Raw genomic sequence first — 26,118 nt, 5'->3', positions numbered from 1 at the left:
TATCGTTTTGTCACAGTTATGACATAGGCGTTTACTTTTTTATGTTTTATAATAAAAATAGGAGGGTTTGACCATGAATAACGAGGATAAACGTACGAAGCAAATTCGTTTTGAATTTAGATGTATTACGATTCCTTATACAGTTTTTGCTATTATCGTACTATTGTTTAATATATTTTATACTAACATTAAAGTGACAATGGCTTTATTCGGACTCTTTTTTGCATACAATTTAGGTATTTTATTCATAGCTTTTATTAATCGCTTCAAACGAACACTTATTTTATCTTTAATTTTGACTGTTTTGAGTGCGGCTACATTCTTTACGCTATTATATGTGTTTGGCTTAAATCGTGAAATTTTTGGTTAAATAATTTTGTTAAGAATGACATAGACTTTGTGATAGTCAGTAAGACGTTATCACAAAGTTTTTTTATGCTTAAAATAATATGAAAAGTGAATGTTTTGTGTATTTTGTCACATTCCATCATCATTGAAGCGCTTTCTTGATATACTGAATTTGACGAATTAAGGGAGTGGTAACTATGGAAAAAGTGCAGGCTACACAGGAGAATAACAACCTTTTAAAAAATAAAAAGGAAAAAAAGAGTAAAAGTGGTTATAAGCCATTTTGGATTATTATAAGCTTTGCCATTTTATTAATTATCTTGTTATTACCAACACCAGCAGGGTTACCAATAATGGCAAAAGGAGCACTTGCCATCTTAGCGTTTGCCGTTATTATGTGGGTAACCGAAGCTGTGACGTATCCAGTATCAGCAACAATGATTTTAGGTTTAATCATTTTAATTTGTGGATTTAGTCCAGTCCAACAACTGTCAGAGAAACTAGGTAATCCAAAAGAGGGAGATAAAATATTATCTGGCACAGATTGGTTAGGCACGGGAAATGCATTAACGCATGCCTTTAGTGGATTTTCGACATCTGCGGTTGCATTAGTAGCAGCGGCATTATTTTTGGCAGCAGCGATGCAAGAGACGCAATTACATAAACGTTTGGCTTTACTAGTGCTATCAATTGTAGGTAATAAAACACGTAATATTGTTATCGGTGCAATCTTAGTTTCAATTTTACTAGCTTTCTTTGTTCCTTCAGCAACTGCAAGAGCGGGTGCAGTTGTACCAATCTTATTAGGTATGATTGCCGCATTCAAAGTATCAAAGGAAAGTAAACTTGCATCACTTTTAATTATTACAGCAGTCCAGGCTGTTTCGATTTGGAACATTGGTATAAAAACAGCGGCTGCTCAAAATATTGTAGCTACTAATTTTATTAATCAGAACTTAGGACACGATGTGTCATGGGGAGAATGGTTCTTATATGCTGCACCATGGTCTATCCTTATGTCAATCGCGTTATTCTTTATCATGATGAAAGTGATGCCGCCTGAACATAAAGAAATTGAAGGCGGTAAAGAATTGATCAAAGAAGAATTAGATAAATTAGGACCAGTCTCTTTTAGAGAATGGCGTCTGATAATGATATCTGTGTTATTACTTTTCTTCTGGTCTACTGAAAAGATTCTACATCCTATAGACTCTGCGTCCATTACTTTAATTGCTTTGGCAATTATGTTAACACCTAAAGTTGGTGTTATTACATGGAAAGGTGTAGAAAAAACAATACCTTGGGGAACAATTATAGTATTTGGAGTAGGGATTTCACTAGGGAATGTACTATTAAAAACAGGCGCTGCACAGTGGCTGAGTGACCAAACCTTCGGGCTTATGGGGTTACAACATATGCCACTCATAGCTACTATTGCTCTTATAACACTATTTAATATCTTGATCCATCTTGGGTTTGCGAGTGCAACAAGTTTATCTTCGGCGCTTATACCAGTATTTATATCACTTACAGCTACATTACATTTAGGTGATCAATCGATTGGATTTGTTCTAATTCAACAATTTGTAATTAGCTTTGGTTTCTTATTACCCGTTAGCGCACCACAAAACATGCTTGCTTATGGTACGGGTACATTCACAGTTAAAGACTTCCTAAAGACAGGTGTACCACTAACGGTTATTGCCTATATCTTAGTGATTATATTTAGTTTGACGTATTGGAAATGGTTAGGATTGGTTTAAAGACTTTGGTTTTCCATTAGGTCGAAACATAAAGTTTCTGATTTTAATTATTGGAAAAAGGGTAAAGTTAATGAACCTTTAATAACAGGAGTGAAATGATGACTATAGGTGTAATACTAAATCGCGTTTTCCGAATTAATAATAATCCATTATTTGAATATATTCATCAAAATAAAGAGGATATTGAGAAATGCTACCTCATTATTCCACAGGAAATATTCGAAGAAGATGACACAGACATGAAAGCAAATTATTATTTTGGTGTAATGCAATCATTTCTAAATGACTTAAGACAGTATGATATTGAACCCTTCTTGTTAGACTATAGTGATTTAGGAGATTTTTGTGAGGATAAATCTATCAATGAAGTTATTGTTGCTGGCGATATTATGAGTTATCATCAAGAAAGTTATGATATTCGTCATTTAAAAAAGGCTTTTAACAAGCACAATATTACAGTTACCACAGTGCGTGCCAATCACTATTTCAAACCAAGCGCTACGATGAACAAACAAGGGGAACCATACAAAGTGTTTACCAGCTTTTATAAGGCACATCGTTCCAAACTAAGAAAGCATGACTCTTATGCCTATAAATTAAAGGACTTGTCCGATTTATTCGTGAAATCTCAGCAAAAGTTAAACCAAGATTATTCGAAGTTTGGCCTTTCAGAATCAAAAGCAATTAAAAAATGGAATGATTACATAGATCAAGACATACAAAATTATGAAACCAATCGTGAATATTTGCCTGAAGTCTTAACGAGTCAGTTAAGTATCATTTTAGCTTATGGCATAATAGACATTAAACAAATTGTTACTCAATTGTTAGAGCGTTATGAAGAGGACGAACATAATATTGAACAGCTTATACGAGAATTGATGTTCAGAGAGTTCTATTATGTGTTAATGACACAATATCCAAACACAGCTCATGAGGCATTTAATGAAAAATATCGTGACATTAAATGGGAGTATAATAAGGATGAATTTAAAAGTTGGTGTGAAGGGCATACTGGTTTTCCAATAGTTGACGCAGCAATGACTGAATTAAATCAAACTGGATTTATGCATAATCGTATGAGAATGGTTGTTTCACAGTTTTTAACGAAAGATTTGTTCATTGATTGGACTTGGGGTGAAGATTATTTTAGAAGAAAATTAATCGATTTTGATTCCGCATCAAATGTACATGGTTGGCAATGGTCTGCATCTACAGGAACAGATGCTGTTCCTTACTTTAGAATGTTTAATCCAAGTCGTCAGAGTGAACGATTTGATAAAGATGCTTTATACATTAAAACGTTTATACCACAGTTAAATGATGTTACTCCTAAATTATTACATGAACCTATTAAACATGAAGCGGAGTTAGAACAAGAAGGTATTAAACTAGGTCAGGATTATCCAAAACCACTAGTCGATCATAAAGAAGCAAGAGATCATGTTATGTCAGTATTTAAACAAATATAAAAAATAATTGGAGTGAGATAGCAATCAAATTAAATGTTGTCTCACTCCAATTTACTTTTGTTAGAAGGGAGTGGGGCAGAAATAATATTTTCCAAAATTTATTACACCCCAGCTTGCTTAGCTTGTAGATTTTCTTGTTGAAAATCTCTTTGCTGGGGCCCCGCACCCCAACTTTCTTAGCTCGTGGAATTTCTTTAAGAAATTCTCTTTGTTGGGGCCCCGCACTCAACTATGTTTCATTACCTATATTAGAACTACTTACGTAAGTGTGTGAACACTTACTTTCACCAAGGTTTTGAGTGTTATTTTAAGGCAAATAGGCATATATATACGGCTACGTATTCTAAGAAAGTAACTAAATACATATATTTTAATCGTAGTTTGACATTTAATGGCACTTCCCATTTAGGATAACGGCGTTCATAATAAAAAATTTGAACGAGATACAAACCAATACCAAGTGGTAATAACATAAGGATAATACTATGTGTCATACTAAAACCATTTTTATGAAAGAAATGTCCAATAATGAGTTGTAAAGCAATAATAATGATTAGAAGAATCATAATGTGCCAAATCATTTTGCCACTCTCACTCCTTTCACGAATATAATGATTACGGTTTGTAGTAATACCATAAGTAAAATAAATGTTATGGATTGTGTATTTAAAGATGCAATCACCTGATGAATAATAGTGAAAGGTTCAGTAATCAAATGAACAGTATGGAATCTCAAAAATCGACCCATATAAATACCCAAACCATTTAAGAACATAAGCACTACAATTAGAGTACGATTTAGCCATAAGTTTGAAGTGAAATGCATCAAATTTATAAATATAAGAATCATACAATACATTGCTAAAAAGACGCCTAATAATAGGTAAGTAAAATACAGCCATTCCATAATATTTAATTGAACATAAAAATCAAATGTAAATTGATTTAAATGAATTAAATCCGTTAGCATATAAAACGTATTAGGCACTAGCAATACAAAAATTAAACCAAATATTAAAAATAGTGGCCATTCATATTTTTTTCTTGGCTTAAATAATCTTAATAGTAAGCATAACTCAAATGGTATATAAGCTAAAAAGAGGTTTAAACTCATAAAATTAAAAACACGTGTTTCAAATAGTGAGAATGTGAAAAGTATTATGAAATATATTCTGGCAATATAACGCGAAGTCATGTTAAACACTACTTTCTTTAAAAAAATAAGAGTTTATTTTAGTTAGTCAATGATTAATAATAAAGGTTACCTAAATGGTAATCAAATATTTAAGCATTATGTTTATCTAGTCAAAAGAAATTTAAAGATATAAAACGCTATTTTAATGTAATAAATGAGGAATACATATAATAACCCATAGATGCATATCTAAATATGTCATCTATGGGCTAATTTAATTTATATAATTGCATTAAGGTCTTAATAAGTTCAATCCAGTTTCTTCATCATGTGTACGATTAACATCTAAGTTAGTCATTTGAATTACTATTTCAGCCGTAGCTGATACAACAGCTTTCGTTAAATGACCACTCAATGTTTGGAAATCATGTGTTCCGAATGTTCCATGTAAATGCGCAAATGGTTTATCATCAATATGTGAAATATTGCCAATTAAACTTGTTAGTTCTAAAGCTTCATTAACTTCACGTGCTTCATATTTTTGAGTGTCTAAATTGTAAAAATTCAACGTTACGTTGTCACATGCGCCTATACCACTAACTGAACCGAATTTCATTTCTTGCTCCACAGCAAATTGTGTTAGGACTTCTACAATATCTTCGCCTTTGTCTAGCACTAAAAGAAACGTTTGACCATCTTTATTATATTTCATCATCGTCACCTCAATTTGATAAGTTACCTACATTATACTAGCCAGTAAGTTTTATTGCTTAGAATTTAAATCTTACTATTGTAATATAGAAGTTAAATAGTATACAATGTCCTAATATTATGTAATTTTCAACTATGTTATTAGACGTAGCTCATTTATATTTAATCAGAAGCGTGATTAAAATTGATCTTCAATGAAATGATAAAATTTACCAAACAAAAAATGAAATGAGGTGTCATCATGAAAAAACAATTATTTACATTGTACTTCAATATTTTCTTAATCTTTGTAGGTATCGGATTGGTAATACCTGTACTCCCCGTTTACTTAAAAGATTTAGGTCTAAAAGGTAGCGACTTAGGCATATTGGTAGCAGTGTTTGCCTTATCTCAAATGATTATTTCACCATTCGGTGGTACGATGGCTGATAAACTTGGAAAAAAATTAATTATTTGCATTGGTCTAGTTCTATTTGCCATATCGGAGTTTCTATTCGCTATCGGTCATCATTTTCCTGTATTAATCGCTTCTCGTATATTAGGTGGTTTTAGTGCAGGAATGGTAATGCCTGGTGTAACTGGTATGATTGCAGATATTTCACCAGCTAAAGACAAAGCCAAGAACTTTGGGTACATGTCAGCTATTATCAATTCAGGCTTTATTCTAGGTCCAGGGATTGGCGGATTTTTAGCGGAATTCTCTCATCGAGCTCCATTTTACTTTGCGGGAACTTTAGGTGTATTAGCATTTATCATGTCTTTATTATTAATTCATAACCCACGCAAAGAAACAACTGAAGGATTCCATTCAATCGAACCGGAAGTATTTACAAAAATTAACTGGAAAGTATTTATTACGCCAATTATTTTGACATTAGTACTGGCATTTGGTCTATCAGCATTTGAAACATTATTCTCACTTTATACATCTGAGAAAGCCAACTATACACCACGTGATATTTCAATCGCAATTGTTGGTGGTGGCGTAGCAGGAGCGGTATTCCAAGTCTTTTTCTTCGACAAATTTATGAAATACATGACTGAATTAACCTTTATTATCTGGTCATTACTCTATTCAGCGATTGTACTTGGTTTATTAATCTTGTCGCATAGTTATTGGACGATCATGTTTATTAGTTTTATCGTGTTCATTGGATTCGATTTGATTCGTCCAGCACTTACGAACTACTTCTCTAACATTGCAGGTAATCGTCAAGGTTTTGCGGGTGGATTAAACTCCACATTTACTAGTATGGGGAACTTTGTAGGTCCATTAGTAGCAGGCGCTTTATTTGATGTTAACGTGGAATTTCCTTTATATATGGCAATCATAGTTATGTTGTTCGGTATCGTGATTATTTTTGTTGAAAAAGCACTGCAAGCAACGAGACGTCGAAAACACACAACGAAGTAAAGACCATAGAATAGATAAGTAAGAGATAATATGAATATTAAATAGAATAGGCAATGACATCATTCGTTTTTAATTGAAAAATTGACGATGTCATTGCTTGTTTTTACATTTATGTTGTTAAATTGTAACAATATAGCGTCGATTATTAATAGAAGTATTACAAAGATTACAGTTATTTTAAATTGCAGTCTACATAATTATTTTTACTCTATATATATGTTAAGATAAATAAAAATTTAGAGAGAAATGTGGGTAAGGAGATGAATTTAAAAAACATACTTTTAGGTATGGTGGCTGTAATTTTATCGTTATGTCTAGCTTTCTTATTATTTATAGCTACAAACCAAAATGCCTTAGTTAAAGTGCATCAGACAATTTCTACATTTTCAAAGATGAGTAGTGTCTCTGCAACTGAAAAAATGTTAGATATTACTACAAGCCACACAGCTAAAGCATCAGAGAAAAATGCCGATGAACGCAAAATGAAAACACACTATAATAAAATAGATTCCACTTCCCATGACAATGCAAATAGTAATAAGCATGAATATTCTTCTGAAGAATGTAGAATAATTGCTCAAAATTATACGAATCATCAATATGGTAAAGTGGTCAATTTAGAACGTAGTGGTGAAACGAATCAAGATATTACGTATCAATTGAATCCAAACCATCAATCACAAAGTAGTAATATTGCAGTAAATAAAACGGGTAAAATAGAAGCCTTATCTAATAACGCACAATGAGCGCGCCTTTTCTTATAATAGAGAAGAGCGCTCTTTTTATTTTTCATAGAAAGCGTAGTAAGATTATAGTTAAAGATGAATTTGAGGTGAACGTGTATGAAACATAAGAAAACAAATGCGATGCGTATGTTAGACAGAGCCAAAATAGATTATGAAGTCAAAACATTTGAATTGGAAGATGGGCATATGGATGGTGAACGCGTTGCAGAATTAGTCGGTGAAAATGTCCATGATGTTTTTAAAACACTTGTATTAGAAAATGCTGAACATGATCATTTCGTATTTGTAGTTCCAGTCAGTGAGTCATTAGATATGAAAGCAGCGGCAAGTGTCGTTAATGAAAAGAAATTACAGCTAATGCCATTAGATAATTTGAAACAAGTAACAGGTTATATACGAGGTGGTTGTTCTCCAGTAGGTATGAAACATTTATTTCCAACTACGATTGATCAATCTGCTTCTTTACGCGAAAAAATTATCGTGAGTGGTGGACAACGAGGAATTCAAATTGTGTTACAACTTGAGGATCTTGTTTCAATGACAAATGCACAAGTAGAAGACATTACTCAAAAATAGCAATATAGTGACAGATATTACAAATGGGATGACAAATTGTGTAATATCTGTTAATTTTTAAACCGAAATGAATGTTTTTGATTGATTTTGACAATTTGTGATTGAAAAATGTAAGCGTACACATTGCAATGTGAGTTGAAGCGGGGTGGTTAAATGATTTCTGAAAAAAGACATGACTTAATACTTCAGGAATTAAAGAAAAAAGATTTTCTCACACTCCAAGAATTAATAGAGCGAACAGGTTGCAGCGCTTCAACTGTTAGAAGAGATTTATCGAAATTGCAACAACAAGGTCGACTTCAAAGAGTTCATGGAGGAGCAACATTAAATAGTAATAGAAATAATGAACCAATTCTGTCGGATAAATTGTCGCAAAATTTAAAAGAAAAAAGAGTGATTGGTCAATTTGCTGCAAAACTCATCGAAGATAATGACTGCATTTTTATGGATGCTGGTTCATCAACGATTGAAATGATTCCATTCATTAAAGCACAAAATATTGTAGTGGTTACAAATGGATTAACACATGTTGAAAAATTACTTAACCAAGGCATCAAAACTTTGATGATAGGTGGACAGGTTAAAGAAACAACATTTGCCACAGTAGGTGCTAGTGCACTTGATACCTTGAGTCGTTATTGTTTTGATAAGGCTTTTTTAGGAATGAATGGTTTAGATTTAAAATATGGTCTTACGACACCAGATGAAAAAGAGGCACTAATAAAAGAGAAGGCCATGGAACAAGCAAATCAATCATATGTTTTACTTGATCATTCAAAAATAGATGAAGTTTATTTTGCACATGTGCCAATTAGTCAAAACCATGTTGAAATGGTGGTTTCAAAGCAAACAATAGAACTTTCACATTTTGAACAATATAAAGAGAAGTACGTGTTTATAGGAGGTTAATCATGATTTATACAGTAACATTCAATCCATCTATTGACTACATTATGTTTACTAATGGATTTGAAATAAAAGGGTTAAATAGAGCGACATCTACTTATAAATTTGCAGGTGGAAAAGGTATCAATGTATCTCGTGTTTTAAAAACACTAGGTGTATCATCTACAGCATTAGGATTTGCTGGAGGTTTTCCTGGAGAATTTATAGCTCAGACATTAGAAGAAAGTCAAATTAAAACGGACTTTATTAAAGTTGATGATGATACACGTATTAATGTAAAACTTAAATCTGGTGACGAAACTGAAATTAATGCACCTGGACCGTCTATTACTGATGACCAATTCCTAGCATTATTAAATCAAATTAAACAGACAACAAAGGAAGATACAGTCATTGTTGCTGGTAGTGTACCTAAGAGTATTCCAAGTGATGCGTATGCTCAAATTGCAGAAATAACTCAAAGCACAGGTGCAAAATTGGTGGTTGATGCTGAAAAAGATTTAGTTAACACAGTGCTAAAATATCAACCATTATTTATTAAACCTAATAAAGATGAATTAGAAGAAATGTTTGATATGACTGTTGAGAGCGACCAAGATGTTGTTAAGTATGGTCGTGAAATATTAAAAGAAGGTGCACAATCAGTCATTATATCTTTAGGTGGAGATGGTGCAATTTATATAGATAAAGCACGTAGTATAAAAGCTCAAAATCCTAAAGGACAAGTTGTTAATACGGTTGGTTCAGGAGATAGCACTGTTGCTGGTATGGTGGCAGGTCTTGAATCCGGATTATCACTTGAAGATGCATTTCAACAAGCTGTTGCTTCTGGGACAGCAACAGCATTTACTGAAGATTTAGCGACAATAGAAGATATAGAAAAAATTAAATCACAGGTTACTATTACAGTACTTGATGGGGAGTAAAATTAATGAGAATAACAGAATTACTAACAAAAGATACAATTGCTATGGATTTATCAGCGTCTGATAAAAATGGTGTCATTGATAAATTAGTGAATCAATTAGATAAAGCTGGCAAGTTAAGTGATATTGCTCAATTTAAAGAAGCAATCCATAATCGTGAATCACAAAGTACAACAGGTATTGGAGAAGGAATTGCTATTCCTCATGCAAAAGTAGCAGCAGTAAAATCTCCAGCCATTGCTTTTGGTAAATCTAAGGAAGGTGTGGATTACCAAAGTTTAGACGGTCAACCAGCACATTTATTCTTTATGATTGCTGCTCCAGAAGGTGGCGCACAAACACACTTAGATGCACTAGCTAAATTATCTGGTATTTTAATGGATGATAAAGTGAGAGAAAGCTTACTACATGCTAACTCTCCTGAAGAAGTGCTTCAAATTATTGATAATGCGGATGATGAAGCAACTAAAGAAGGGAAAAAGAAGTACAAGAACAAGAGGCAGCGACCGCTGGTGCGACAAGTGGTTCTGCAAATACGACAGATACTAATGAGCCTTATGTATTAGCTGTTACAGCATGTCCTACAGGTATCGCACATACTTATATGGCTCGCGATGCATTGAAAAAACAAGCCGATAAAATGGGCGTTAAAATGAAAGTTGAAACAAATGGTTCAGGCGGTATTAAAAACCATTTAACTCAACAAGACATCGAACGTGCGACAGGTGTTATCGTAGCTGCAGATGTTCATGTTGAAACAGATCGTTTCGACGGTAAAAACGTAGTTGAAGTACCAGTTGCTGATGGTATCAAACGACCAGAAGAACTTATTAACACAGCACTTGATACAAGTCGTAAACCATTTGTAGCACGTGGTGGTAACTCTAAATCTACAGATAGTGAAAGTAATGAGAAACAAAGCTTTGGTAAAGCGTTCTATAAACACTTAATGAACGGTGTATCAAATATGCTACCTTTAGTAATTGCTGGTGGTATCTTGATGGCTATTGTATTCTTATTCGGGGCTAACTCATTTGACCCTAAAAGCTCTGAGCACAACGCTTTTGCAGAACAATTATGGAATATAGGTAATAAGAGTGCCTTTGCCTTAATCATTCCAATCTTATCAGGTTTCATCGCTCGTAGTATTGCAGATAAACCAGGTTTCGCAGCTGGTTTAGTTGGCGGTATGTTAGCAATTTCTGGTGGTTCTGGATTTATCGGTGGTATTATTGCAGGTTTCTTAGCAGGTTACTTAACACAAGGTATTAAATATATTACACGTGGCTTACCACAAGCAGTTGAAGGTTTAAAACCAACGTTAATTTATCCATTATTAAGTGTAACTATCACTGGTTTATTAATGATTTATGCATTTAACCCGCCAGCAGCATGGTTAAATAACTTATTATTAAATGGATTAAATAGCTTATCAGGTTCAAATATTGTATTACTTGGTTTAGTTATCGGTGCAATGATGGCTATCGATATGGGTGGACCATTTAACAAAGCAGCATATGTATTCGCCACAGCAGCATTGACAGAAGGAAATGCCGCACCAATTACAGCAGCAATGGTAGGCGGTATGATTCCACCATTAGCAATCGCAACAGCAATGATATTCTTTAAACGTAAATTCACTAAAGAACAACGTGGTTCTATCGTGCCAAACTATGTGATGGGCTTATCATTCATCACTGAGGGTGCAATTCCATTTGCTGCAGCTGACCCATTACGTGTGATCCCATCAATGATGGTAGGTTCAGGTGTAGGTGGTGCAATTGCATTAGCATTAGGTTCAAGAATCAATGCACCACACGGTGGTATCATTGTTATTGCAGCGACTGACTTTAGTCATATCTTACAAACATTAATTGCTTTAATTGTAGGTACTCTTGTTTCAGCAATTATGTATGGTTTATTGAAACCAAAAGTAACTAAAAACGAAATTGAAGCTTCAAAAGCTATGGATGAATAGAAATAAAAATCTCTTGCCCTAATAATTGGGCAAGAGATTTTTTAATACTTTAATTTATTCTTCATAACTAGACGAGGAGTCTATATTATCAAGATTAAGACAAGATAATGAATTCATTATGAATTATGTCTTACTTCATTTTTGTCTTAGTCATAAATTACAGTGATAATAAAACATTATCATTTCAAATTGATATAGAGTCATTAAAATATGTAAAAATGGGTAGACATATGAGAGTATGTCATAGGAAGAAAAGCGTTTTAGTGATAAAGAATTTATGCTTTGTGACTTCCAAGCGCTTTAGTGTAGTCCTCTCTTGACTATTACGCAATATTAGTTTTAAATGATAAGTTGTAACTTTTTAATCAAAAGCGTTACAATCAACTATTGGTAATTAATATATGATAAAATAAAAGTAATACATTTTTTCGGGGGTGTCGCAATGGGAAGGTCTTAACATGTGTTTATATCGTCAAAGTACATTACGAATTAAATTCGTGTTACCCATATGGGACACATTTATTTGGAGGTGAATCCCTAGGAATAGGGAATTAATTGGATACAGTGACCTTAATAAATTTAGTAATATTTTTTCTATTAATAGCATTAACAACAGTATTCGTAGGTTCAGAATTTGCATTAGTTAAAGTACGTTCAACGCGTATTGAACAATTAGCTGAAGAAGGTAATCGTAGCGCTAAAATTGTCAAAAAGATGATTGCGAATCTTGACTATTATTTATCAGCCTGTCAATTAGGTATTACAGTTACTTCATTAGGATTAGGTTGGTTAGGGGAACCAACATTTGAAAAATTGTTGCACCCTCTATTTAACTTATTACAGTTACCTGATGCATTAACTACAACAATCTCATTTGTAATTTCATTCATCGTAGTGACTTACTTACATGTAGTATTAGGTGAATTAGCACCGAAATCTATAGCAATTCAACATACAGAAAAATTAGCCCTAACTTACGCTAGACCATTGTACTATTTCGGTAATATAATGAAACCTTTGATTTGGTTAATGAATGGTTCAGCACGTGTGATAATTAGAATGTTGGGTGTTGATCCAGACGCTCAAACTGATGCTATGTCAGAAGAGGAAATTAAGATCATTATTAACAACAGTTATAATGGTGGAGAAATCAACCAAACAGAATTAAACTATATGCAAAATATCTTTTCATTTGATGAGAGACATGCAAAAGATATCATGGTACCACGTACTCAGATGGTGACTTTAAATGAACCATTTAATGTTGACGAATTATTAGAGACGATTAAAGAACATCAATTTACACGTTACCCCATTACTGAGGATGGAGACAAAGACCATATTAAAGGTTTCATTAACGTTAAAGAATTCTTAACAGAGTATGCTTCTGGGAAACCTATCAAAATCAATAATTATATCCATGAATTACCAATGATTTCAGAGACAACTCCCATTAGTGATGCGTTAGTTAGAATGCAACGTGAACACGTACATATCAGTTTAATTATTGATGAGTACGGTGGCACAGCTGGTATTTTAACAATGGAAGATATTCTTGAAGAAATTGTCGGTGAAATACGTGATGAGTTTGATGATGATGAAGTAAATGACATCGTTAAACTTGGTGAAGATACGTATCAGATTAATGGACGTGTCCTTCTTGATGACCTCAATGAAAAATTCAACATTGAATTTGAAGATTCAGAAGACATTGATACAATAGGTGGTTGGCTCCAAGCCCACAACACTAATTTACAAGTTGAAGATCATATCGATACGCAATATGATCGTTGGATTGTGTCTGAAATGGACAATCATCAACTAGTTTGGGTTGTACTTAAATATGAGTTCATCGATAATAGACTAACATTCGGTAAAGTCGAAGATGAAAGTGAAGATAAAAAAGATAATAGCGATGAAAGTCGTGAATAATTTAAAGAGTATTGGATGAATTAATATTATACAAAGCTATATCGCAAATTTGCATAAGCTGACTGAGCTGAGAAGGCGCTCTAAATGAAGTGTTTCTCAGTTCTTTTCAATTTTGAGGGCTGGGACAACGAATTCTAAAGAATTCAGTCCCAGTCCTTTTAATTGTTCAATACACTCGATTAGAGTTATCCTAATTATTAATAGATTAAAAATTATCAAGAACGTTAGGAGAATATATTATGGTAAATGACACACAAATTTTAAACAATGGTTATCCGATGCCGAGACTTGGCTTAGGTGTCTATAAGGTTACAGATGAAGAAATGGAAACAGCGATTCAAGCTGCATTAGATGATGGTTATCGTGCATTTGATACAGCATATTTTTATAACAATGAAAAAGCACTCGGTAAAGCACTAAAAAATAGTGGAGTGCCTCGTGAAGACTTGTTTATTACAACTAAACTATGGAACGACCATCAAGGTTATGATAGTACACTTGAATATTTTAATCGCTCATTAAATAATTTAGGTTTAGAATATATCGATTTATATTTAATTCACTGGCCTTGCGAAAAAAATGAACTTTATATTGAAACATATAAGGCATTAGAAAAATTATATGAAGAAGGTAAAATAAAAGCAATTGGAGTATGTAACTTCAAAGTGCATCACTTAGAAAAATTAATGCGTGAAACTAATATTGTACCTCAAGTTAATCAAATTGAAGTACATCCTTACTTTAATCAACAAGAAGTCCAAGATTTCTGTGATAAGCATGATATAGTAGTTACTGCATGGATGCCATTAATGAGAAACAGAGGATTGTTAGACGATCCTACTATAACAAAACTAGCAAAAGCGTATGATAAAACACCAGCGCAAATCGTATTACGTTGGCACGTGGCACATAATCGTGTTGTCATTCCAAAATCTAAAACACCATCACGTATAAGAGAAAATCATGATATATTTGATTTCAACCTAGAACTAACAGAAATAGCTGAAATAGATAGTTTAAATCGCGATGCGCGTCAAGGTAAAGATCCTGATGAAGTGAGTATAGGTGATTTAAAATAAATTGGTTTCTATTAAATGGAATCAGACATTGAAAATTATAGAATGATTGTATATTTTTTATTTAATTTTTATTAATTATTTGTTAATTACATAGTTTTTAGTAGAATAGTTATTTATTTTATTGATAAAATAGTACTAAGAATGATGAAAAGGATGTAATTTAATGAAAATCAGAGTCATTGTGCCTTGTTTTAACGAAGGTGAAGTCGTAACAAAAACTTACGACAAATTGACTGAAATTTTGATGAAAGATAGCTTGGACAAAGGGTATGATTATGACCTTTTATTTGTCGACGATGGTAGTAAAGATAACACAATCGACCATGTTCAACATTTAGCAAGCTTAGATCTGCATGTTAAATATATTTCTTTCAGCCGAAATTTTGGTAAAGAATCAGCAATGATAGCTGGTTTTCAACATAGTGTGAAATGTGACGCTGTGGTGATGGTAGATGGAGATTTACAGCATCCACCAGAATTCATTCCACAAATGATAGAAGGATTCCAAGAAGGGTATGACCAAGTTATTGCTAAGCGAGATCGAACAGGAGAGAACATAGCCCGTAAGTCAATGACTAAGTTATATTATAAATTGATAAATAGCTTTGTCGAAGACATTGAATTCATAGATGGTGTCGGTGACTTTAGATTATTGAGTCAGCGTGCAGTTAAAGCAATGGCTTCTCTTAAAGAATATAATCGCTTTTCAAAAGGTTTATTTGAATGGATTGGTTATAATACTAAAATCTTTACATATCAAAATGTAGAACGAGAAGCGGGTCATTCTAAATGGACATTCACTAAATTATTAAATTATGGTATTGATGGGCTAATTTCATTTAATAATAAACCTTTACGTGCGATGATTTATCTAGGAATGACGATATTCAGTTTAAGTATCGTTTATATCTTGTATCTGCTGATAGGTATAATGGTCAATGGCATTAATAATCCTGGTTATTTTACAACGATAGCTGCGGTATTACTTATTGGCGGAATTCAATTGATTTCTATTGGTGTAGTAGGTGAATATATTGGACGAATTTACTATGAAGTTAAGCAACGACCTAAATATATTGTGCAAGCATCAAATTTAAAAGAACCAACGCACGATCTCAAAGTAGTAGAGCAAGAGAAAGAAAAAGTACATTAATAAAAATCAAAATAAACGCTTGAAGTTTTAAATGATGAAACTTCAAGCGTTTAATTATTTTCTATATGATGTTTTAAATTAGTATTTTTAAGTTGCCATGCTAGATAGATACCTAAAAGAATATAAATGATTAAGAAGATATACCAGAATGGTGTCAAAATAGTTAATAATACAATCGAAATTATAATAAGCATATAGCCTATAGTAATTGGAAATTTAAGCTTTTTTATAAATTTAAAAATTCCAAGTTCTCCTCTAGAGAAAGTACCTAAAAATATCGCACTAGCACCTATTAAGAATATTGTTGGCGCTAAGTATGGAACAGACATGTAAATGGATTGATCACTTGATCCATAGGTAATAAATAATGAGCAACTTATTATGATAGAAAATATCAAGGCAATCGATTTATACTCATAAATAATAAGTGTATAGTGTTGATGATTCAAGTAATATTGAAGTCCCAACCAACATATAAAAAAAGCGATTGAGCATAATGTTATAAAATTAAATTTGTCGATGACGATAGCATTAATTAAAGCGTTAATCGTTATTGCTATTAATACGGAGCTAAATTTAAGTTGCTTGAATTGGTGCTTATATAAGTCAAAGCCGAGTACACCAAGCACTACGGCGATATTAATCAATACATATATAATCATGCTGTACTCCTATCTCACATAGTTCATTAGAACATTATACCAATTAAAACAAACTTAATCATTTCAAAACACTTAAAAAATATTTTTCATTTATAAAGTAATTATTAAACACCTTTTTTGTTACTCCACAGTAACGTATGCAACTGTGGTAAAACATAAACTTGGTTCATATCATTACTAGCCATCACTCTATCAACTAATGCTTCATATCGACTCAAAAGTTTCTCTGTATGGTTGTCAACATCATCATCTAGGTAGGGGTTACCTACTTGTAAGTAAAAAGGAATGTTTGGGTATCGATGATGTATCATTTTGGCGAATTCGTAATCATCATCATCAAAAATAACAACCTTTAAATTAAGTGTTGATTCAATGCATTGTTCGATTACACTATCTAATATGTCAATGTTAGTTTTCATATTGGAGCTTGGTGGTTTAGGACTTATAGTTAAATCGTTAATTTGTCTCATCCATGGTTGGAATTTACTTCCTTGAGTTTCTAAAGCAGTGTATATCTGTTTTTCTTCAAATAAATCCACTAAATCTTGTATACCTTTAATTAGTGCTGGGTTACCTCCAGATATCGTAACGTGATCAAAACGGTCACCGCCGATTTTTTTCAGTTGATTATATATTTCTTCAGCTGTCATTAACTGAATGTCTTCTTTAGCACTTCCATCCCAAGTGAAAGCAGAGTCACACCAACTACAACGATAATCACAGCCTGCAGTTCTAACAAACATCGTTTTGCGACCTATAACACGTCCTTCACCTTGAATCGTAGGTCCAAAAATTTCTAGTACTGGAATTTTAGCAGCCATTATTTATACTCCTTTGGGCGATATACGACATAACTAGTCGGCGTTTCACGTAGATAAACTTGAACACATTGAGGTTGATTATCACAGTTTTGTAGATGAGTTTGGACCATTTTATATATTGTTTGAGCTACAACTTCAGTTGAAGGACTCTTATCTTTAAATTGAGTTAAATCATTTAATAAGTAGTGATCGAATTGGTCGTGGATTAGTTTTTTTAAATCACTAAAATTGATTAAAAAACCATTATGATCGAGTTTATCCCCTGCAATTGTTAAATTAACAAAGTAAGTATGTCCATGTGTTCGCATACATTTACCGGCATCTTCACTTGGAATGTAATGCGCGGCTGAAAAATTAAAATCTTTATTAAGTTCAAAACTATAGGGGTGGGTAACTGATGGATAAAGTTGTTGAATCATTTTAATTCGCTCCTTTTATTTCTAAATAATGTTGTAGACCACGTTGTCTTAATTGACATGCTGGACATTCTCCACAACCATCACCAATAACACCGTTATAGCATGTAAGTGTATTGTGTCGAATATAATCTAGAACACCTAATTCGTCACTAAGTTCCCATGTCTGTGCTTTGTCTAACCACATTAAAGGGGTATGAATAACAAAGTCTTTATCCATAGATAAACTAAGCGTTACATTCATTGATTTAATAAAGCTATCACGACAGTCTGGATAACCTGAAAAGTCCGTTTCACAAACCCCGGTAATAATATGTTTGGCATTGCGTTGATAAGATAATGCACCAGCAAATGATAAGAATAATAAATTACGTGCTGGTACAAACGTGTTTGGAATACCGTCTTCACCAGTTTCAATGTCCATATCATGTTGTGTTAAGGCGTTTGGAGTTAATTGTGATAATAGTGACATATCTAAAATATGATGTTTTAAATTTTGCTCTTTTGCGATGCGTGTAGCAACTTCAATTTCTGCATCATGTCGTTGACCGTAATTAAATGTTACCAATTCAACATCTTTAAAATGTTTTTTAGCGTAAAATAAACACGTTGTGCTATCTTGCCCTCCGCTAAATACTACAATGGCTTTGTCCTTGTTTAAATTTTGCTTTGTCATGAATATTCTCCTTTTTTGAAAAGATTAGATCATACTTTATGCCGTCTCTAACCTAGCCATGAGAACATAAAAAAGTCTATCTCTATAAAAAAGATAGACTTAGAAACATTGCAACTAGTTATATAAAAGTAATGTTACCTTCAAACTAAATATTTCGATTATTGTCTAGTTTTTTATAGAGGGTTTCAGCTAGGAACCTCTTTTGAGTTTTTAGTACGCTAGTTAGCGTAATATATTCACTTCTTAAAATCAAGCTATATTTTAAAGCAATATAAATAGTAAACCCTTACATTTCCAAATAATTATTAATTATAATAAGGTTATAGATGAAGTTATTTAACATAGAGTTGGAGCGACATAAATGATTATAGTTATAGATAATAAAGATTCATTTACATATAATTTAATAGATTATTTTAAGACAGAAACTGATAAAGAGATAGTTGTATACGAGGTAGATGACGTTTCCGTTGATTTATTAAGGTCATCTAACGTAGAGGCAATTGTCATCTCGCCAGGTCCAGGTAAACCTAGTGACTATCCAATTTTAACTGAAATTATGAATCAATTTGAGGGTGAAATTCCTATATTAGGTGTCTGTTTAGGTTTCCAATTTATTTATGAATATTATGGAGGTACAATTATTCATGGATTAAAGCCGGTTCACGGTCATACCACAACATTAACTCATAGAGGAACTGGACTATTTAAAGGACTACCTCAATCGTTTGAAGTAATGAGATATCATTCACTCATTGCAGATAGAAATCATATTCCTACCGTTTTAAATATGACAGCTTATAACGAAGAGGGGATTATAATGGCTTTTGAACATAATAAATATCCTATTTATGGCGTTCAGTATCATCCTGAATCTATTTTAAGTGAATATGGTCATGAACAGATACGACTATTTTTAGAAAAAGTGGGGATAGACTATGAAAATCGCATTTAATTATCGATACTATACGACACCTGACCATTTTGAAACAGTAGCATTGAATTTTGACACGTATGCCTCTAAAAAGGTGGCTTACACTTTGAATGACATCGGTGCAGTAGTTCGCTTTGCTCAAGATGAACAATCAAACGGACGTTACGTAGCACTTTATCTTACATATGAAGCGGCAAAATTTTTTAATCAAGAAATGGCTACGCATGAATTGGATAATAATCAAGTCATAGCTCTTGCATATAGTTTCAATCCTAATATGGCTAAACATCTGTCTAACAATCTTTCACAAAGCTACATACCTAAACATAAGTTTCGCTTTTTGGAGAGTGATGCAGAAATGCAAGATAAGATCAAACAAGTTCAAGACGCAATCACTGATGGAGAAACGTATCAAGTGAACTATACAACACGTTTAGTTAGTGATATCCATTACCCAATCTCCGATTTATATTATTATTTAACCCAGACAAATAATGGTGGTTATACTGCATTATTAGATGTAGAAGAGATTAAAGTTGCCTCAATTTCTCCTGAATTATTCTTTCAAAAAGGGGCATTTAATAACCAAGAAAATGTAGTCGTAAGTAAACCGATGAAGGGGACAATGCCACGTAGTATTAATAAAGATGAAGATTTGATGAATTATGACATATTGAAGAACTCTCTTAAAGATCGTGCTGAAAATGTAATGATTGTTGATTTATTGCGTAATGATATTTCTAGAATTTCTAAGCCAGGAACTATACACGTTAATAAGCCATTCTTTATAGAAAGTTATAAGACTGTTTATCAAATGACGAGTATGGTCTCGGGTCAATTAGAAGCTGAAACGAGTTTGACTGATATTTTAAAAGCGCTGTTTCCATGTGGTTCCATTACGGGCGCACCGAAACTTAATACGATGTCATACATTAAAGCGCTTGAGCCTAATCCTAGAAATATTTATTGTGGCACAATTGGATTATTATCTCCGGATGATAAAATGATATTTAATATTCCAATTCGAACGCTTGAGTATCGAAATGAGAAAGTTCATTACGGTGTGGGTGCAGGTATTACAATTGATTCTATACCTGAAAAAGAAGTACAAGAGTTTCGAGATAAAACAAAGATATTGGAGATGTTATAAATGAACTTGTTTGAAACGATGCGTCTGGAAAATGGTGAAATTCCAAGACTTCAATATCATACTAATCGAATACAACAATCATGTGGACGTTTGGGTTATGCCTTTTCAAAGGAGAACTGGTTACATCTTGTAAAAGAGGTTATAAAAAATCATCAACAGGGCACGTTCCGGCTTAAAATAGAAATAGATAAAACTGGCGATATGAATTATGTAATTAAACCTTTATCTCAAAAGTCGCTGTTTACGGCTAAATTTCAGCAAGTTCAAACGCATTATAACGAACGATATATCATTAACAAAACTACAGAACGCCAGCATTTAGCACACAATCATGAGACAGATTTAATATTATTATATGATGAAAAAGGTAAAATTCTGGAATTTGATATTGGTAATATCATGATAGAGGAAGATGGTACATACTATACGCCGAGTTATGACAACGACTTTTTATTGGGGTGCATGCGTCAATCTCTTATAGATGAAGGAAAACTTTCAATCAAAAATTATACTAAAACAGAACTCAGCGAGAAATTAAATAATCAGCAGGTACGTATCTATTTACTAAATAGTTTACGAGAGGTTGCCGATGTGTCTATTTATCTATAAAATAATATTGGAAGTATATGCGTATTTATTGATAAAAACGAACTAACGGAGTGAATTATGGCAATATTATGGGTTGTAATTATTGTGATTTTAAATGTGATAAGTAAATATTTAGCAGATCGATATTTAAATAATAATGCACTCATTAAGGCACGTATTGTGGCAACCGTTACCGTTTTAATTCAATGTGTATTCATTTATTTTTTAATTAATTCAATCATTCCTTATGTGGTTGATTTTCTAAATATATTTTATCATCACTAAATATAATTATTTTGAGGTGGAGTTATGAAGATTTATAGTCAGGGAGATCAAGCAATTGTAATTGCGGTTGAAAAAGAAGTATCTAAAAATGTAACAACTGAGTTAATCGCAGTACGTAATCATTTATTAAAGAAAGATTTACCATTTATAACTGAAATTGTTCCTACTGAATCAGATATGATGATTTGCTATGATGCTCGAGATATGATTAAACATCATAATATTACTTCACCTTTTCAATATATGAAGGCATTAGTAACATCTATACAGGAAGAAATAAAACAATTAGAAATGAACAAAGATGAGAGCACGACCTATGAAATTCCTATTATTTATGGTGATGAATTTGGTCCCGATTTACAGGACTTGCTAGAGTATTACAAAATAACAAAAGATGAATTTATTCAATTACATTCTGATAATGCTTACTTTGTCTCTATGATGGGCTATGCTCCTGGTTTTCCATATTTAACTGGAATGAATGAAGCATTGTATGTTAATCATACAAGTAATAAGAAGAAACTTGTTACTGCAGGTTCAGTTATTATTGAAGGGAAAAAATGTGGGATTGTTACAACTGATACATATAATGATTGGTTAGTGATAGGGTACACGCCTATGACGTTATTTACCCCTGAACAAGAAGATTTTACACTGCTAAAATTAGGAGATAATGTCACTTTCAAACCAGAAAAACGCAAAGATATTGAATTAGGAGAATTTAAACCATGTCAATCATAATAGAAAAAGCCGGATTGTTTAGTAGCTTTCAAGATTTCGGGCGTCATGGATATGAATATGCAGGTGTTATTCCGTGTGGAGCTTTAGACACGCTAGGTCATGAAATAGCAAATCGTCTTGTCGCTAATGACAAGAATGAAGCAACACTTGAAATGACACATATTATGGCGAAAATTCGATTCACCAAACCTACTTTAATTGCATTAACAGGTCAAAATTTTGAAGCTTATACACAAAACCTGCGAGTAAAACCTTATAAACTATACCTTTTAGGTAAAGATGATGTGTTATCTTTTAAAGAAACAAATAAAACGTCACGTGTATATCTTGCTATAGGTGGAGGATTTAAATTAGACAATTGGCTAGGTTCGAATTCTACAGATTTAAATGTTCACATTGGTGGCTATCACGGGCGTAAACTTGAAAATGGCGATGAAGTTGAAATGAAAAGAGAATATACTGAACGTCATCATAAGTTGTTTGAAAATCTAAAAGAAAAGCGTACTACTGATTGGGGGATTGATGGTTATGCATTGTCGTTCAACTATATCTCTGACGTGTTTCATGTTATCGCTAATAAAGGTACTGAAGACTTTGATAAGGAAACGCAATCCCATTTTATTAAAGGCGAATATAAAGTAACTAATAAATCAAATCGTGTTGGTATGTTATTAGATGGTGAGAAGATAAAAGCATATTACGATGATATGCCTGCACATCAATCTGTTAAAAGAGGAACGATTCAAGTTAAAAGAGATGGTACACCGATTATCTTATTAAACGATCATTATACAATAGGAAGTTACCCCCAAATTGGAACGATTGCGAGTTATCATTTGACTAAACTTGCACAGAAACCACAAGGGTCACGTTTGAAATTCCAATTTATTGATATTGAAACCGCTGAAAAAAATGTTGTAAAATTTAGCAATTGGATGAATCAACTGTTTCACGGCATTGAATTCAGAATGCAATTAGAAATGATGAAATAACTGTTAATAATTAATTAAATGTACGACTTATTTAAACGTTTTTTTAATAGATTGAGTAAGTCTATAGTCTGATTAAAAATATCATATAAGAAACTATAATAAATAAATCAGTGCGTCATCATTATACTTATATATATTTGTGACAAACTATTGAGATGTCGATATATAAAGATGTTTTTTCTTGATAAATGAGTAAAAATACTATATATTTATATATTGAACTACGGGCAATATTACAATAATATTACAAAGTTCATAATTTGTTAATATTTTATTAATAATTAAATAGAATAGCATTCAACAATGTATACATAAGGCATTACTAACGGATAGTTCGTCAATGGGACAAATATGTAAGAGTGAATTATCGTTTGTATTTAATGTATGTGTATGACATATTCTTAATAAATTAAAATAGCGAAATTTAAAAATTAGTAAGTAATTGCATAACGGTCATATTTGAGAAAGTGTTTAAGTCTTCGGTTAAGTCTTTAACATTTCTTCAAAGTTGAATAACTATAAACGGAGGAAACATACATGAGTTTACACAAAAAGAAAATAAGTCTTTTTGCGTTTTTCTTACTGACTGTTTTTACAGTGACATTGAAGACGTATTTTTCATATTATGTTGATTTTTCTTTGGGTGTTAAAGGACTAGTTCAAAACTTAATACTATTGATGAATCCATATAGTTTAATCGCGCTTATTTTAAGTGTGTTCTTATTCTTTAAAGGAAAAAAAGCATATTGGTTCATCTTTATTGGAGGATTTTTACTATCATTCTTGCTATATGCAAATGTAGTTTATTTTAGATTCTTCTCAGACTTTTTAACATTTAGTACACTTAATCAAGCGGGGAATGTTGAGTCTATGGGTGGTGCTGTTGGGGCATCATTTAAATGGTATGACTTTGTTTACTTTATAGATACTATTATTTATCTATTTATCCTTATTTTCAAAGGAAGTTGGTTAGATAAGCGTGTCTTCAGTAAAAAGTTTGTACCGGTTGTAATGGCTGCTTCAGTAGCATTATTCTTCTTGAACTTAGCTTTTGCTGAAACAGATCGTCCTGAGTTATTAACACGTACGTTTGACCATAAATATTTAGTGAAGTATTTAGGTCCATATAACTTTACAGTTTATGATGGCGTTAAAACGATCCAGAATAACCAACAAAAAGCATTGGCTTCTGAAGATGACCTAACTAAAGTATTGAATTACACGAAACAAAAAAATACAACACCAAATTCAGAGTATTTTGGTGCTGCTAAGAAGAAAAATATTATTAAAATACATCTAGAAAGTTTCCAAACCTTTTTAATCAATAAAAAGGTTAATGGTAAAGAAGTAACACCGTTCTTAAATAAATTATCGACAGGTAACGAAGATTTTAGATATTATCCAAACTTCTTCCATCAAACTGGTCAAGGTAAAACATCAGACGCTGAGTTCACAATGGATAACAGCCTTTATGGTTTACCACAAGGTTCTGCATATTCATTAAAAGGTGATAATACTTACCAATCATTACCTGCTATATTAGATCAAAAGCAAGGTTATACTTCTGATGTTATGCACGGTGACTACAAAACATTCTGGAACCGTGACCAAGTTTATAAACATTTTGGTATTGATAAGTTCTACGATGCAACATATTATGATATGTCTGACGATAATATTGTTAACTTAGGTTTAAAAGATAAACCGTTCTTTAAAGAGTCAGCAGAATATCAATCTAAAATGAAAGGACCATTCTATTCACACTTAATTACATTGACAAACCACTACCCATTCACATTGAGTGAGGAAGATGCAGATATTGATAAACCTAATACAGGTGATTCAACTGTTGATGGTTACATTCAAACAGCGCATTATTTAGACCAAGCACTTGAAGAGTACGTAACAGATCTTAAGAAGAAAGGTTTATACGACGATTCAGTTATTATGATTTATGGTGACCATTATGGTATTTCAGAGAACCATAATAATGCGATGGAAAAATTATTAGGTGAAAAGATTACGCCAGCGAAATTTATGGACTTAAACCGTACAGGTTTCTGGCTAAAAATTCCTGGTAAAGAAGGTACAGTAGATAAGACATATGCTGGTCAAATGGATGTTATGCCTACTATATTACATTTAGTAGGAATTGACTCTAAAAACTTCTTAATGTTTGGTACTGACATGTTATCTAAAGATCATAATGATGTAATTCCATTCCGTAATGGTGATTTCATTACGAAAGATTACAAATATGTAAACGGTAAAGCATATTCTAATAAAACCAATGAATTATTAGAAACGGAACCTAAAGATTTAGATAAGAATAAGAAACAGGTTGAGAAAGATTTAGAAATGAGTGACAATGTCTTAAATGGTGACTTGCTCAGATTCTATAAAAATCCTGATTTCAAAAAAATTGACCCGTCTAAATATGAATACAAAACTGGTCCTAAAGGGAACCAAAAATAATCAAGTAGAGTCTATAATATAAATTTTTTAGACTAATGAAAAAGGCTCTATAATAAATTGGACTGATGACTAAAAATCATCAGTCCAATTTTTATGTTTGAATACAAAAATGGCGCAATTACCTCTATAATTATTAGCTACCAAACAAAATAAAAAAGAAAGGTAATGCGCCTATGTGTAAGTCTATATTAAATACATTAAGAATTAAAGATAAAAATCTAAATTTTTCAGATGAAGTG

Annotated in this window: 25 protein-coding genes, 1 pseudogene and 1 riboswitch; of the genes and pseudogenes, 19 read left to right on the top strand and 7 right to left on the bottom strand. The window is 32.4% G+C overall.

Annotated features, from left to right (window positions below; genetic code table 11):
* The first annotated feature begins 73 nt into the window (after window positions 1-73).
* The 3 genes from BB045_RS01055 (at window position 74) to BB045_RS01045 (ending at window position 3,583) form a co-directional block, all read left to right on the top strand.
* Window positions 74-370, top strand: a complete 297-nt coding sequence (locus tag BB045_RS01055; RefSeq protein ID WP_037536459.1) for a hypothetical protein — start codon at window positions 74-76, stop codon at window positions 368-370.
* Window positions 371-545: 175 nt separating this feature from the next.
* Window positions 546-2,111 (top strand): SLC13 family permease, encoded by a 1,566-nt coding sequence (locus tag BB045_RS01050; RefSeq protein WP_070581442.1) that lies wholly within the window; start codon window positions 546-548, stop codon window positions 2,109-2,111.
* Window positions 2,112-2,209: 98 nt separating this feature from the next.
* Window positions 2,210-3,583, top strand: a complete 1,374-nt coding sequence (locus BB045_RS01045) for a cryptochrome/photolyase family protein (RefSeq protein WP_070581441.1) — start codon at window positions 2,210-2,212, stop codon at window positions 3,581-3,583.
* 302 nt (window positions 3,584-3,885) lie between these two features.
* Here the strand turns inward: BB045_RS01045 and BB045_RS01035 are convergent, their stop codons facing one another.
* From BB045_RS01035 to BB045_RS01025, 3 genes are all read right to left on the bottom strand, one after another.
* A complete protein-coding gene (locus tag BB045_RS01035) occupies window positions 3,886-4,164 on the bottom strand; it encodes a hypothetical protein (RefSeq protein ID WP_011276462.1) in 279 nt (92 codons plus the stop codon).
* Window positions 4,161-4,778 (bottom strand): DUF1361 domain-containing protein, encoded by a 618-nt coding sequence (locus BB045_RS01030; protein WP_070441877.1) that lies wholly within the window; start codon window positions 4,776-4,778, stop codon window positions 4,161-4,163. The genes BB045_RS01035 and BB045_RS01030 overlap by 4 nt, the downstream gene beginning before the upstream one ends.
* Before the next feature lie 232 nt (window positions 4,779-5,010).
* Window positions 5,011-5,430: a PPC domain-containing DNA-binding protein gene (locus BB045_RS01025; protein WP_070581439.1), complete on the bottom strand. Its 420-nt coding sequence runs from the start codon at window positions 5,428-5,430 to the stop codon at window positions 5,011-5,013.
* A 240-nt stretch (window positions 5,431-5,670) separates the two neighbouring features.
* Here BB045_RS01025 and norA point away from each other — a divergent pair, with 240 nt between their 5' ends.
* From norA to BB045_RS00980, 9 genes and pseudogenes are all read left to right on the top strand, one after another.
* Window positions 5,671-6,843, top strand: a complete 1,173-nt coding sequence (norA, locus tag BB045_RS01020) for a multidrug efflux MFS transporter NorA (protein WP_070441874.1) — start codon at window positions 5,671-5,673, stop codon at window positions 6,841-6,843.
* A 260-nt stretch (window positions 6,844-7,103) separates the two neighbouring features.
* Complete coding sequence (locus BB045_RS01015; protein ID WP_070581438.1) at window positions 7,104-7,589, top strand: hypothetical protein; 486 nt, start codon at window positions 7,104-7,106, stop codon at window positions 7,587-7,589.
* A gap of 96 nt (window positions 7,590-7,685) precedes the next feature.
* Window positions 7,686-8,165, top strand: a complete 480-nt coding sequence (gene ybaK / locus BB045_RS01010; RefSeq protein ID WP_037548444.1) for a Cys-tRNA(Pro) deacylase — start codon at window positions 7,686-7,688, stop codon at window positions 8,163-8,165.
* Between the two features lie 153 nt (window positions 8,166-8,318).
* Entirely contained in the window at window positions 8,319-9,074 is a 756-nt protein-coding gene (locus BB045_RS01005) for a DeoR/GlpR family DNA-binding transcription regulator (protein ID WP_070441868.1), read from the top strand.
* A 2-nt stretch (window positions 9,075-9,076) separates the two neighbouring features.
* On the top strand, window positions 9,077-9,997 hold the full coding sequence (gene pfkB / locus BB045_RS01000) for a 1-phosphofructokinase (protein ID WP_070441865.1): 921 nt from the start codon (window positions 9,077-9,079) through the stop codon (window positions 9,995-9,997).
* 5 nt (window positions 9,998-10,002) lie between these two features.
* A pseudogene (locus BB045_RS00995) lies at window positions 10,003-11,975 on the top strand (PTS fructose transporter subunit IIABC).
* A 555-nt stretch (window positions 11,976-12,530) separates the two neighbouring features.
* Entirely contained in the window at window positions 12,531-13,907 is a 1,377-nt protein-coding gene (locus tag BB045_RS00990) for a hemolysin family protein (protein WP_070441859.1), read from the top strand.
* 239 nt (window positions 13,908-14,146) lie between these two features.
* Window positions 14,147-14,986 (top strand): aldo/keto reductase, encoded by an 840-nt coding sequence (locus BB045_RS00985; protein WP_075140404.1) that lies wholly within the window; start codon window positions 14,147-14,149, stop codon window positions 14,984-14,986.
* A 163-nt stretch (window positions 14,987-15,149) separates the two neighbouring features.
* A complete protein-coding gene (locus tag BB045_RS00980; RefSeq protein ID WP_070441853.1) occupies window positions 15,150-16,139 on the top strand; it encodes a glycosyltransferase family 2 protein in 990 nt (329 codons plus the stop codon).
* Between the two features lie 50 nt (window positions 16,140-16,189).
* Here BB045_RS00980 and BB045_RS00975 read toward each other — a convergent pair whose 3' ends face one another.
* The 4 genes from BB045_RS00975 to queC all read right to left on the bottom strand — a co-directional run bounded on the left by BB045_RS00975 (window position 16,190) and on the right by queC (window position 18,714).
* Complete coding sequence (locus tag BB045_RS00975) at window positions 16,190-16,801, bottom strand: DUF2273 domain-containing protein (protein ID WP_070581435.1); 612 nt, start codon at window positions 16,799-16,801, stop codon at window positions 16,190-16,192.
* 104 nt (window positions 16,802-16,905) lie between these two features.
* Entirely contained in the window at window positions 16,906-17,622 is a 717-nt protein-coding gene (gene queE / locus BB045_RS00970; RefSeq protein ID WP_070441847.1) for a 7-carboxy-7-deazaguanine synthase QueE, read from the bottom strand.
* The gene (gene queD / locus BB045_RS00965) at window positions 17,622-18,041 is read right to left on the bottom strand and encodes a 6-carboxytetrahydropterin synthase QueD (RefSeq protein WP_070678475.1); all 420 of its coding nucleotides are present in this window, start codon (window positions 18,039-18,041) and stop codon (window positions 17,622-17,624) included. Before queD ends, queE begins: the two co-directional genes overlap by 1 nt.
* Window position 18,042: 1 nt before the next feature.
* Window positions 18,043-18,714, bottom strand: coding sequence for a 7-cyano-7-deazaguanine synthase QueC (queC, locus tag BB045_RS00960; RefSeq protein ID WP_070581432.1), 672 nt, complete (start codon window positions 18,712-18,714; stop codon window positions 18,043-18,045).
* Window positions 18,715-18,873: 159 nt separating this feature from the next.
* Window positions 18,874-18,920, bottom strand: a riboswitch (PreQ1 riboswitch).
* A 155-nt stretch (window positions 18,921-19,075) separates the two neighbouring features.
* Here queC and BB045_RS00955 point away from each other — a divergent pair.
* The 7 genes from BB045_RS00955 to ltaS all read left to right on the top strand — a co-directional run bounded on the left by BB045_RS00955 (window position 19,076) and on the right by ltaS (window position 25,879).
* On the top strand, window positions 19,076-19,669 hold the full coding sequence (locus tag BB045_RS00955) for an anthranilate synthase component II (RefSeq protein ID WP_070581431.1): 594 nt from the start codon (window positions 19,076-19,078) through the stop codon (window positions 19,667-19,669).
* Window positions 19,653-20,798 (top strand): chorismate-binding protein, encoded by a 1,146-nt coding sequence (locus tag BB045_RS00950; RefSeq protein WP_070581430.1) that lies wholly within the window; start codon window positions 19,653-19,655, stop codon window positions 20,796-20,798. Before BB045_RS00955 ends, BB045_RS00950 begins: the two co-directional genes overlap by 17 nt.
* Window positions 20,799-21,407, top strand: a complete 609-nt coding sequence (locus BB045_RS00945) for an aminotransferase class IV (RefSeq protein ID WP_070839897.1) — start codon at window positions 20,799-20,801, stop codon at window positions 21,405-21,407.
* Window positions 21,408-21,464: 57 nt separating this feature from the next.
* Window positions 21,465-21,671: a hypothetical protein gene (locus tag BB045_RS00940; protein WP_037548483.1), complete on the top strand. Its 207-nt coding sequence runs from the start codon at window positions 21,465-21,467 to the stop codon at window positions 21,669-21,671.
* 24 nt (window positions 21,672-21,695) lie between these two features.
* Window positions 21,696-22,412 carry a 5-oxoprolinase subunit B family protein gene (locus BB045_RS00935; RefSeq protein ID WP_070581428.1) on the top strand — a complete coding sequence of 239 codons (717 nt, stop codon included), beginning with the start codon at window positions 21,696-21,698 and terminating at the stop codon, window positions 22,410-22,412.
* Window positions 22,400-23,404, top strand: coding sequence for a 5-oxoprolinase subunit C family protein (locus tag BB045_RS00930; protein WP_075140403.1), 1,005 nt, complete (start codon window positions 22,400-22,402; stop codon window positions 23,402-23,404). Before BB045_RS00935 ends, BB045_RS00930 begins: the two co-directional genes overlap by 13 nt.
* A gap of 537 nt (window positions 23,405-23,941) precedes the next feature.
* Window positions 23,942-25,879, top strand: coding sequence for a polyglycerol-phosphate lipoteichoic acid synthase LtaS (gene ltaS / locus BB045_RS00925; RefSeq protein WP_037548486.1), 1,938 nt, complete (start codon window positions 23,942-23,944; stop codon window positions 25,877-25,879).
* Window positions 25,880-26,118 lie beyond the last annotated feature (239 nt).

The organism is Staphylococcus sp. MB377 (assembly GCF_001922505.1).
In the GTDB taxonomy this organism is placed as follows: Bacteria; Bacillota; Bacilli; order Staphylococcales; family Staphylococcaceae; genus Staphylococcus; species Staphylococcus haemolyticus.
This window is presented reverse-complemented; position numbering and strand designations above follow the sequence as displayed.

What these genes read in the sequence shown, in the direction of transcription:
- queC (WP_070581432.1), bottom strand. Translation starts at nt 18,714, where the DNA reads ATGACAAAGCAAAATTTAAACAAGGACAAAGCCATTGTAGTATTTAGC.
- BB045_RS01035 (WP_011276462.1), bottom strand. Translation starts at nt 4,164, where the DNA reads ATGATTTGGCACATTATGATTCTTCTAATCATTATTATTGCTTTACAA.
- BB045_RS00955 (WP_070581431.1), top strand. Translation starts at nt 19,076, where the DNA reads ATGATTATAGTTATAGATAATAAAGATTCATTTACATATAATTTAATA.
- BB045_RS01005 (WP_070441868.1), top strand. Translation starts at nt 8,319, where the DNA reads ATGATTTCTGAAAAAAGACATGACTTAATACTTCAGGAATTAAAGAAA.
- BB045_RS01025 (WP_070581439.1), bottom strand. Translation starts at nt 5,430, where the DNA reads ATGAAATATAATAAAGATGGTCAAACGTTTCTTTTAGTGCTAGACAAA.
- BB045_RS00945 (WP_070839897.1), top strand. Translation starts at nt 20,799, where the DNA reads ATGAACTTGTTTGAAACGATGCGTCTGGAAAATGGTGAAATTCCAAGA.
- BB045_RS00950 (WP_070581430.1), top strand. Translation starts at nt 19,653, where the DNA reads ATGAAAATCGCATTTAATTATCGATACTATACGACACCTGACCATTTT.
- queD (WP_070678475.1), bottom strand. Translation starts at nt 18,041, where the DNA reads ATGATTCAACAACTTTATCCATCAGTTACCCACCCCTATAGTTTTGAA.
- BB045_RS00935 (WP_070581428.1), top strand. Translation starts at nt 21,696, where the DNA reads ATGAAGATTTATAGTCAGGGAGATCAAGCAATTGTAATTGCGGTTGAA.
- BB045_RS01055 (WP_037536459.1), top strand. Translation starts at nt 74, where the DNA reads ATGAATAACGAGGATAAACGTACGAAGCAAATTCGTTTTGAATTTAGA.
- ltaS (WP_037548486.1), top strand. Translation starts at nt 23,942, where the DNA reads ATGAGTTTACACAAAAAGAAAATAAGTCTTTTTGCGTTTTTCTTACTG.
- BB045_RS00930 (WP_075140403.1), top strand. Translation starts at nt 22,400, where the DNA reads ATGTCAATCATAATAGAAAAAGCCGGATTGTTTAGTAGCTTTCAAGAT.
- BB045_RS00975 (WP_070581435.1), bottom strand. Translation starts at nt 16,801, where the DNA reads ATGATTATATATGTATTGATTAATATCGCCGTAGTGCTTGGTGTACTC.
- BB045_RS01050 (WP_070581442.1), top strand. Translation starts at nt 546, where the DNA reads ATGGAAAAAGTGCAGGCTACACAGGAGAATAACAACCTTTTAAAAAAT.
- ybaK (WP_037548444.1), top strand. Translation starts at nt 7,686, where the DNA reads ATGAAACATAAGAAAACAAATGCGATGCGTATGTTAGACAGAGCCAAA.
- BB045_RS01030 (WP_070441877.1), bottom strand. Translation starts at nt 4,778, where the DNA reads ATGACTTCGCGTTATATTGCCAGAATATATTTCATAATACTTTTCACA.
- queE (WP_070441847.1), bottom strand. Translation starts at nt 17,622, where the DNA reads ATGGCTGCTAAAATTCCAGTACTAGAAATTTTTGGACCTACGATTCAA.
- BB045_RS00980 (WP_070441853.1), top strand. Translation starts at nt 15,150, where the DNA reads ATGAAAATCAGAGTCATTGTGCCTTGTTTTAACGAAGGTGAAGTCGTA.
- BB045_RS00940 (WP_037548483.1), top strand. Translation starts at nt 21,465, where the DNA reads ATGGCAATATTATGGGTTGTAATTATTGTGATTTTAAATGTGATAAGT.
- pfkB (WP_070441865.1), top strand. Translation starts at nt 9,077, where the DNA reads ATGATTTATACAGTAACATTCAATCCATCTATTGACTACATTATGTTT.
- norA (WP_070441874.1), top strand. Translation starts at nt 5,671, where the DNA reads ATGAAAAAACAATTATTTACATTGTACTTCAATATTTTCTTAATCTTT.
- BB045_RS00985 (WP_075140404.1), top strand. Translation starts at nt 14,147, where the DNA reads ATGGTAAATGACACACAAATTTTAAACAATGGTTATCCGATGCCGAGA.
- BB045_RS01015 (WP_070581438.1), top strand. Translation starts at nt 7,104, where the DNA reads ATGAATTTAAAAAACATACTTTTAGGTATGGTGGCTGTAATTTTATCG.
- BB045_RS01045 (WP_070581441.1), top strand. Translation starts at nt 2,210, where the DNA reads ATGACTATAGGTGTAATACTAAATCGCGTTTTCCGAATTAATAATAAT.